This is a genomic window from Streptomyces sp. NPDC001985, from assembly GCF_040296845.1.
In the GTDB taxonomy this organism is placed as follows: domain Bacteria; phylum Actinomycetota; class Actinomycetes; order Streptomycetales; family Streptomycetaceae; genus Streptomyces.
Genome location: NZ_JBEOYB010000144.1, coordinates 1 through 7,658 on the forward strand (window position 1 = coordinate 1; position 7,658 = coordinate 7,658).

A 7,658-nucleotide genomic window follows, 5' to 3' on the forward strand; every position below is an offset into this window, starting at 1 on the left:
GGCAGGCCGCCGGGGCGGGGCGGGAGCCGGGCGGGGCGGGAGCCGGGCGGGGCGGGAGCCGGGCGGGGCGGGAGCCGGGCGGGGCGGGAGCCGGGGTCAGCCCCGGGCCGGGGGCGGGCAGCCGCAACTGGAGCGGCGGGCGAGAGAGACCGGGAGCATCAGGGAGACCGGCTCCCGGGTGCGGTCCCGCAGCCGGCGCACCAGCAGGTCGACCGCCTCCTCCCCGAGCCGGCGCATCGGCTGCCGCACGGTCGTCAGCGCGGGCCGCACGATCCGGCTCAGCGGAATGCCGTCGAAGCCCGTCACGGCGATGTCCTCCGGCACCCGCACACCGCGCCGCTCCAGCGCGTGCAGGGCCCCCACGGCCATCTGGTCATTGGCGAAGAGCATCGCCTGCGGGCGCTCGCCCGCGCGCCCGAGCAGCTCCGCCGCGGCCCGCTCCCCCTCGGCCGCGGTCATCATCGGGGCCCGTACGGCCGGCTCGTCCGGCACCGGGAGCCCCGCGTCGCCGCAGGCCGCGCGGAAACCGGCGAACCGGGCCTCGGCGTCGGGCGAGTCCGCCTCGCCCCCGACGAAGGCCAGCCGGCGCAGCCCGTGATCCTCGATCAGATGCCTGGTCAGCTCGCGCTCGCCGTCCGCGTTCGCCACCTCGATGTGGTCCAGGTGATCGATCTCGCGCGGGCCCGCCAGCATCACCACCGGCAGCCGGCGCGATATGACCTCCAGGTCCTCGGTGGGCACGGTCCGCGCCAGCACGGCGAAGCCGTCCACCCGCCCGGCGACCTGTTCCACCAGGCTCTGCGGGCCCCCTTCGAGGGAGGCGGCGATCAGCAGGGCGTACCCGTGGCGCCGCGCGGCCCGTTCCATTCCGCGAATGATCTGGTCCGAGTAGAGCATCACCGCGGAGTCGTCGTCCTCCGCGTCGGCGCCGTCCGCCTCGGCGTCCGGGTCCGCGTAGTCGGGGAAGCAGAGCCCCAGCACTCCGGTGGTCCGGCTGGCCAGCCCGCGCGCGCTGCCGCTGGGGACGTAGCCGAGGTCCCGGGCCGCCTCCAGGACCCGGTCCCGGGTCTGGGCCCGGACGGAGTCCGGGTTCCGGTAGACCCGCGAGACCGTCGCGATGGAGACGCCCGATCGTTCGGCAACGTCGTACACAGTGGGGGTGCTCACCCGACCGACCGTCCGCTTCTTGTGTCCTGTGACCGTTTGCTCTTGCGTTATGAAAGCGCATTCACCCTAGGTCGCCCGGGTGGCGCCGGGCAAGCCCCGACCAGGCCGATGGCTACCTTCTCGGCCTCTTCCCGCTGATTTCGGCCACTCCGGCACGCCTTGACACGGTCACACCCCGTGCAGGGCCGGGCGCGGGTTCAGCCTCCGGCGGGCGGGGCGTGGACGGTGCGCACCGGCTCGTACCAGGTGTCGCCCGCCGGAAGGCCCGCCAGATTCCAGCTCCAGGAGAGGGTGGGGGTGATCCGCATATACGTCCCGGGGCCGGCCGGGCCCACCCGCTCGAACGGCTCCCGGGCCGTGCCGTAGATCCTCATGCAGCGCGCGATGAAGGGGCTGAAGGAGACCAGGTCGTCGATGACCAGGGCGACCTTGCTGTTCCCCGCGCGGACATTGCGGAATTTACGGGTCCGGAGCACGCTCGGGCCCGTGCCGCCGACCCAGAGGTGCGTACCGTCGAACTCGTAGGCCAGCGGGACCACATCGGGCTGGGCGTCGGCGGAGACGCTCGCGAAGCGGGCCAGGGGCTGGGACTGGAGATAGGCGGTCTCCTCGTCGGTGAAGGACATGGGGGGCTCTCCTCTCCGGGCCCGGCGCTGGGCCGCTCCGGCCCGGCACACGCCGTCCCGCCGTGCGCGCGCACCTCACTCGTACCGCGCCCGGTGCCCGCTCATACCCCGCCGTTCGGGGGTGCGCGGTACGCCACCGGGGGACCGGGTTCCGGCCAGCCGGCGGCTGCTTTGCGACCTGCCGGGCCCTACTGTTCCCCGATACAGTAAGCCTGCCGTCCGCGGGCCGCGGCGACCCGGTCGGGGGGCCGGGCCGCCGGGGGCGCCGGGCGGCGCGCCGTTTGGCGGCGGTTCCGGTGGGCGATCTAGGGTTCGGGCATGCGCGAACCCGTCATACGCGAACTGCTCGACCACAGCCGGACCGGCTGGGACACGGACGGACCACGTCCGGTGCGCATTCATCTCTGGGAGCCGGAGCCGGAGGCCGAGCCCCGGCGGGCCGCGCCGCCCGTGGTGCTGCTCTCCCACGGCACCGGTGGCCGCGCCCGGGACCTCGCGTGGCTGGCCGAGGCCCTCGCCGGGGCGGGGTTCCTGGTCGTGGGCGCGGATCACCACGGCAACAACGCGGTGGACCGCTCCCTGCCCGAGGGATTCGCCTTCGTCTGGGAGCGCCCGCGCGATCTCTCCTTCGCGCTCGCGGAGTTGGAGCGGGAGCGGGAGCTGGGTCCGGTGGGCGCGGCGGGCTTCTCGCTCGGCGGCTACACGGCGGCGGCCCTGGTGGGCGCGCGGCTCGCCCCCGAGCGGCTCTCGGCGGTGCTCCACGGACTGGTCCCGGCTCCCCCGCTCCCGGAGTTCCCCGGCCTGGTCCCCGCGCTGCGGGCCCGGGTGCCCGCGGCCGAACTGGAACGGCGGCTGGAGGGTTCGGGAGCGGATGTCTCGCTCCCCCGGGTCGCGGCGGCGTTTCTGATCTCCCCGGCGATCGGCCAGTTGATCGATGTGCCGAGCCTGGCCGGCGTACGGCGCCCGGTCGCCGTCCGGTGGGGCGGCGCGGACGACAACTCGCCCGGCCCGCGGAACGCCCTGGTGTACGGGGAGGGGATACCCGGCGCCGAGACGCGCTGTGTCGGGGCGGGGGTGGGCCACTACGAGTTCGCCGACGACATCGAGGGCGCCGGGCCCGTGCGCGCCCGGGTGGCGGCCGACGCGGTCGCGTTCTTCTCCCGTCATCTGTGACGGGAGGGCGCCCCCGGGCGGCGGGGTCCGTGCCGGCCCCTCGGGGAACGGGCTTGACCCTCACGCCGCGTGAGGCTGGAGGGTGGGGTGCATGAGCGACCACTACAACGCGTTCGAGATGAGTCCCGTACCCGATCCCGGCCCGGACGCCGTTCCTCCGGAACTGTTCCGCGGCATCTACGGAATGCCCGCGTTCGCGACGATCCCGACGGGCGACCTGGCGGCGTCGGTGGAGTTCTGGACCCGTGGGCTCGGGTTCTTCGAGCTGTTCACCATCCCCGACAGGCTGGTGCATCTGCGCCGGTGGGCCTTCCAGGACGTCCTCCTGGTCCCGGCGGCGAACGCACCGGAGCGCGCGCCGGCGATGAGCCTCAGTTTCGCGTGTGTGCTGAGCCAGATCGATTCCCTGGCCGAGGCGTGCCGTACGCTGCGCCCGGAGTCGGTCGACGGTCCACGGGACACCCCCTGGAACACCCGCGACATCGAGGTGATCACTCCCGAGAACGCGCGGATCGTCCTCACCGCGGCGAAACCCTTCGATCCGGCCAGTCAGGAGGCACGGAACCTTGAAGCCATGGGGATCACCCCGCCGGACGCCGGCTGACACCGCTGACGTCGCGCACACGGACGGCACGGACGGCACCGACGGCAGCGGCGTCACCGGTGGTCTGACCGTCGGTCAGGTCTCGGCCCGGCTGGGTGTGACGGTCCGGGCGCTGCACCACTGGGACGAGATCGGGCTGGCGCGACCGTCGCTCCGCACGGCCGCCGGATACCGGCTCTACACCGCCGCTGATCTGGAGCGTCTGCACCGCATCGTCGTCTACCGTGAGGCCGGTCTCGGCCTGGACAGGATTCGGACCGTCCTGGACGACTCGGCGGCGGATGTGCCCGGCGCGCTGCGTGCGCAGCGCGCCCAGGTCACCGAACGGATCGACCGCCTCCAGCAGCTCGGCGCCGGCCTGGACCGGATGATCGACGCCCATGAGCGGGGCCTGCTGCTGACCGTCGAACAGCAGGCCGCGGTCTTCGGCCCTCGGTGGAACCCCGACTGGCCCGCGCAGGCCCGTGAGCGGTACGGAGACACACCGCAGTGGCTCCAGTACGCCGAGCGCTCGGCCTCGCGCGGCCCGGAGGAGTGGCGGGCCGTCGCCGACGCGATGGCCGGTCTCGACCGCGCCCTCGGGGAGGCGATGGACGCGGGTGTCGCGCCCGGCAGCCCCGAGGCGAACCGGCTCGTCGAACGGCACCGCGAGGTCTTCGCCTCGTACTTCCCCCTCACCCGGCCGATGCAGGTCTGCCTCGGCCGGATGTACGAGGCCGATCCGGCGTTCTCCGCCCACTACGACGGCATCCGCGCCGGCCTCGCCGCGTGGTTCCGCCGTATCGTCGACGCGGCGGCGCGCGCCCACGGCGTCGACCCCGACACCGCGACCTGGCGGTAGCGCGCGGGGTCCGGAGCGGGGCACCGCCGCCGGGAAACCGGGTGGAGCCGCACGGTGGGGACGATCATGATGGCCGTATGACTGAGCGCACAACCGGGCTGGAAGCCCTGATCGTCGTGGATGTCCAGACGGCGCATGTCCGCGGTGACCGGGCCGTGCCCGGGGCGGCGCGACTGCTGGAACGGACGGGATGGCTGATGGAACGGGCCCGGCGGAGCGGGGCGCTGGTGGTGCGGGTGCAGAACGACGGAGCGGCCGGGGCCGATGACGAGCCGTACACACCCGGCTGGGAACTGCACCATCCCGTGGAGGCGGGCAGCGGTGATCCGGTGGTCCGGAAGACCAGGGCCGACGGTTTCGACGGCACGTCGCTGGGCGGGCTGTTGGCCGATGCGGGGGTGCGGTCCATCGCCGTCTGCGGAGTGATGTCGGAGATGTGCGTCCAGGCGACGGTCCGGACGGCGCTCGCGCTCGGGTTCCGGGTCGTCCTGCCGCACGACGCGCACGCGACGCACAACATCCCGGCGGCGCCCGGGATCAGCGAGGAGATCCCCGCCGCCTCGGTCTCCCGGGTCGCGGCCTGGGCCCTCAGCGGACAGGCCGAGGTGACCGTCCCGGCGGCGGATCTCGTCTTCACGGCCCCGGCCGGGCCGGCTCAGCCGGGCGGCGCGGCCGGGGAGCGGACGCCGTAGCACTGTTCGGCGCCGTAGGCCTCGAACCGCTCCACCTCGGTGAACCCCAGCCTCGCCGCGAGGCGCAGGGAGCGGGCGTTGGCGGTCCGGGTGGCGAGCACCACCGGTTCGCCGGGAAGCGCGTCGTCGAACCAGCCGAGTGCGGCCGCGCACGCCTCGGCGGCGTATCCGCGCCCCCATGCCTCCGGCAGGAACAGATAGCCGAGTTCGGCCGCGCCCGCGGCCCGGGGGAGGTATCCCGTGTCCTTGGTGAGCGTGACCTGGCCGATCATCGCTCCTCCGAGATCGACGACGAAGAGCCCGGGGCGCCGGTCGGGCGCCCCGGGTATCGCGCGCTCCAGCTCCTCACGCGGCCGGGGGCCACCGAGGTAGCGGTGCACCTCCGGTGAGGCGAGCAGGTCGATCAGCCCGGGCCGGTCCCGGGCCTCGGGCTCGCGGAGCACGAGCCGCTCCGTGCTGATCGGGGCCGGCGGCCAGGCGACGGGTCCGAGTCCGAGTGCGGTCATACCGGGGAACCCATAGCAGGCCCGTGACCGTGATCCGGCGGGTTCACCCGTCGAGAAGCGGGATCAACTGCTCCTCCTCGTGGTCGAGATGGCGCTCCGGCTCGCGGGTGAGGTGTTCGACCTCCTCCCGGAGGAGGGCCGGGTCCGCCGATTCCGTGGAGACGGTCCGCCGGAGCTGTTCCACCAGGGCGGCTGTCTCCTCGTGTTCCCGGCGCAGCCGGTCCAGGACCGGGGCGGCCCCGGGGTGGTGTTCGCCGAGGGCCGGGAACATCATCCGGTCCTCACCGGTGTGGTGGTTGCGCAGGCCCTGGCAGACGGCCGGACAGTTGATCCGCGCCTGGGCTCCCAGGGTGGGACCCGACGCGGCGATCTCCTCGCGGATCAGGGCGAGTTCGTTCCGGAGGACTCCGTGGAGCAGCGGACGGTCTCGCCGGCGGAGGCGGCCCCGGGCACGTTCGGCGGCCCGGGGATCTCCTGGAGGGCGACCACGGGGATGGTCCGCTCGGTCCTCGCCTGGTACTCGGCCCAGCCGGGGTCGGACTCGACGGCACGGGCGAAGGCGCGGTCGCGGTCCGCGCCCTCCAGGACGACGGCTTCGGCCTCGTGGATGAAGCCCCCGCTCTCGACCGTGACCCGGGGAGTGGCCAGGAGATTGTGGTACCAGGCCGGGTGCCGGGCGGCGCCGCCCGCGGAGGCGATGACCAGGACCCGTCCGCCGATGTCGGGGAGATAGCCGACGGGGGTGGTGTGCGGCTGCCCGGAGCGGGCTCCGACGGTGGTCAGCAACAGGAGCCGGGCTCCTTCGAAGGGGCCGCCCACCCGCCCCGCGTTGGCTCGGAACTCTTCGATGATCCGCTGGTTGAAGTCGTTGGGCATGCGCTGCTTTCTGGGAGAGGTGCGCCCGGAGGCGTTCACGGGCACGGCGGGGAGCCGCACGGCGCGACAGGGTGCCCCAGGGGCGGGCACACACCGGTCACGGGTGCGGTGGGGGGGAGGAGTGTCCGGCGCGCGCGGAGGACAGCGCGCTGCACGGCGTGGGGGTGGGGAGGGGTGGTGCGGAGGACAGAGGAAGGCGGGGCTCTCACCCGCCCCGGATTCACTCCGGGGCCGGGAACCCTACTCGCTTCTGGCCCGGAAGGGCCGACCCGGCAGTCACGGGGAGGACCCTAGCGGTACGCACGGACCTGCGGCAACACGGTCGAGCGCGGGCGCCGACGGCTGAGGGCCGGGGGCTTCTCGGTGCTGGTGCTGGTGCTGGTGCTGGTGGGGTGCTGGTGGGGTGCTGAGCGGGATCGTCACTCCATCGCGCGCCGTGTCTCCCGTCCGGCATCGAGCCAGGAGCGGGGATTCACTGTACTGTGGCTCACGTCACACTCCACTTAACGGAAATACCGGAACATCCTGGGACGGTGTGCCGTTGAGCGGTATGTGGTTACGGAGGGGACAGTGTCCCCGGGCCCTGCCCAAAGCCCCTGAGGAAGATCGTTCGGCTGAAGCCTCAGGGAGCCTCTCGCCGCGAGGCGACCGCCCTTCGTTTCCGCGCCATACGGCCCCCGGCTGGACACCCCCCCCGTCCAGTCGGGGGCTTCTCTCTGTTCGCGCGGACGGTGCGGACGGTGCGGGCGTTGCGGACCCCGCGGGCCAGGATCGGGTCAGGGGCGCGGCCAGGTCTCGGCGCCGCCGCCGCGCCACTCGATCACCGAGGGGTCCTGGAGGTCGATGACCTCCGCGCGCAGCCCCAGCTCGGTGCGGAGCAGCCCGGCGAGATCACCCCGCCCGTGGGCGAGCCCGGCGATCCTTCCGCGCACGGTGACCCGGCGGCCGCCGCCGGGGGACGGAGGGTGAACGATGACCGGCGGGTGGGAGGGCATACCTCCACGGTCTCCCGGTGCGCCGGCAGCCGCATCCCCGGGTGCGGCGCGGGCTCCCGGGCACCGGGTGCGGAGCGGGCTCCCGGGGCCCGGGCCGGGGGGGGGGGGGGGGGCCGGGCGCATGTTGTGGGGAAGCGTTCGTGCCAGATGTGTGGGCAGAGCCGAGGAGGCCGCGGCG

The 7,658-nt window shown here is 74.1% G+C and carries 8 protein-coding genes and 1 pseudogene; 4 read left to right on the plus strand and 5 right to left on the minus strand.

Annotated features, from left to right (window positions below; translation table 11 throughout):
• Positions 1-96: 96 nt before the first annotated feature.
• Both ABT122_RS32755 and ABT122_RS32760 read right to left on the minus strand, forming a co-directional pair.
• Entirely contained in the window at positions 97-1,167 is a 1,071-nt protein-coding gene (locus tag ABT122_RS32755; protein WP_351559694.1) for a LacI family DNA-binding transcriptional regulator, read from the minus strand.
• Between the two features lie 197 nt (positions 1,168-1,364).
• Positions 1,365-1,793 (minus strand): PPOX class F420-dependent oxidoreductase, encoded by a 429-nt coding sequence (locus tag ABT122_RS32760; protein WP_351559696.1) that lies wholly within the window; start codon positions 1,791-1,793, stop codon positions 1,365-1,367.
• A 318-nt stretch (positions 1,794-2,111) separates the two neighbouring features.
• On the opposite strand from ABT122_RS32760, the gene ABT122_RS32765 reads away from it, so the two are divergent.
• From ABT122_RS32765 to ABT122_RS32780, 4 genes are all read left to right on the plus strand, one after another.
• Positions 2,112-2,966 carry an alpha/beta hydrolase family protein gene (locus ABT122_RS32765; RefSeq protein WP_351559698.1) on the plus strand — a complete coding sequence of 285 codons (855 nt, stop codon included), beginning with the start codon at positions 2,112-2,114 and terminating at the stop codon, positions 2,964-2,966.
• 91 nt (positions 2,967-3,057) lie between these two features.
• Complete coding sequence (locus tag ABT122_RS32770; RefSeq protein ID WP_351559700.1) at positions 3,058-3,570, plus strand: VOC family protein; 513 nt, start codon at positions 3,058-3,060, stop codon at positions 3,568-3,570.
• Between the two features lie 64 nt (positions 3,571-3,634).
• Positions 3,635-4,411, plus strand: a complete 777-nt coding sequence (locus ABT122_RS32775; RefSeq protein WP_351559708.1) for a MerR family transcriptional regulator — start codon at positions 3,635-3,637, stop codon at positions 4,409-4,411.
• 77 nt (positions 4,412-4,488) lie between these two features.
• Complete coding sequence (locus ABT122_RS32780; RefSeq protein ID WP_351559702.1) at positions 4,489-5,103, plus strand: isochorismatase family protein; 615 nt, start codon at positions 4,489-4,491, stop codon at positions 5,101-5,103.
• Here ABT122_RS32780 and ABT122_RS32785 read toward each other — a convergent pair.
• The 3 genes and pseudogenes from ABT122_RS32785 to ABT122_RS32795 form a co-directional block, all read right to left on the minus strand.
• Entirely contained in the window at positions 5,067-5,609 is a 543-nt protein-coding gene (locus ABT122_RS32785; RefSeq protein WP_351559704.1) for a GNAT family N-acetyltransferase, read from the minus strand. The two genes, ABT122_RS32780 and ABT122_RS32785, sit on opposite strands and share 37 nt — an antisense overlap.
• Positions 5,610-5,652: 43 nt before the next feature.
• Positions 5,653-6,485: pseudogene (locus tag ABT122_RS32790) on the minus strand (nitroreductase/quinone reductase family protein).
• Between the two features lie 776 nt (positions 6,486-7,261).
• Complete coding sequence (locus ABT122_RS32795; RefSeq protein ID WP_351559706.1) at positions 7,262-7,480, minus strand: hypothetical protein; 219 nt, start codon at positions 7,478-7,480, stop codon at positions 7,262-7,264.
• Between the last annotated feature and the right edge of the window lie 178 nt (positions 7,481-7,658).

What these genes read in the sequence shown, in the direction of transcription:
- ABT122_RS32760 (WP_351559696.1), bottom strand. Translation starts at nt 1,793, where the DNA reads ATGTCCTTCACCGACGAGGAGACCGCCTATCTCCAGTCCCAGCCCCTG.
- ABT122_RS32770 (WP_351559700.1), top strand. Translation starts at nt 3,058, where the DNA reads ATGAGCGACCACTACAACGCGTTCGAGATGAGTCCCGTACCCGATCCC.
- ABT122_RS32795 (WP_351559706.1), bottom strand. Translation starts at nt 7,480, where the DNA reads ATGCCCTCCCACCCGCCGGTCATCGTTCACCCTCCGTCCCCCGGCGGC.
- ABT122_RS32785 (WP_351559704.1), bottom strand. Translation starts at nt 5,609, where the DNA reads ATGACCGCACTCGGACTCGGACCCGTCGCCTGGCCGCCGGCCCCGATC.
- ABT122_RS32765 (WP_351559698.1), top strand. Translation starts at nt 2,112, where the DNA reads ATGCGCGAACCCGTCATACGCGAACTGCTCGACCACAGCCGGACCGGC.
- ABT122_RS32780 (WP_351559702.1), top strand. Translation starts at nt 4,489, where the DNA reads ATGACTGAGCGCACAACCGGGCTGGAAGCCCTGATCGTCGTGGATGTC.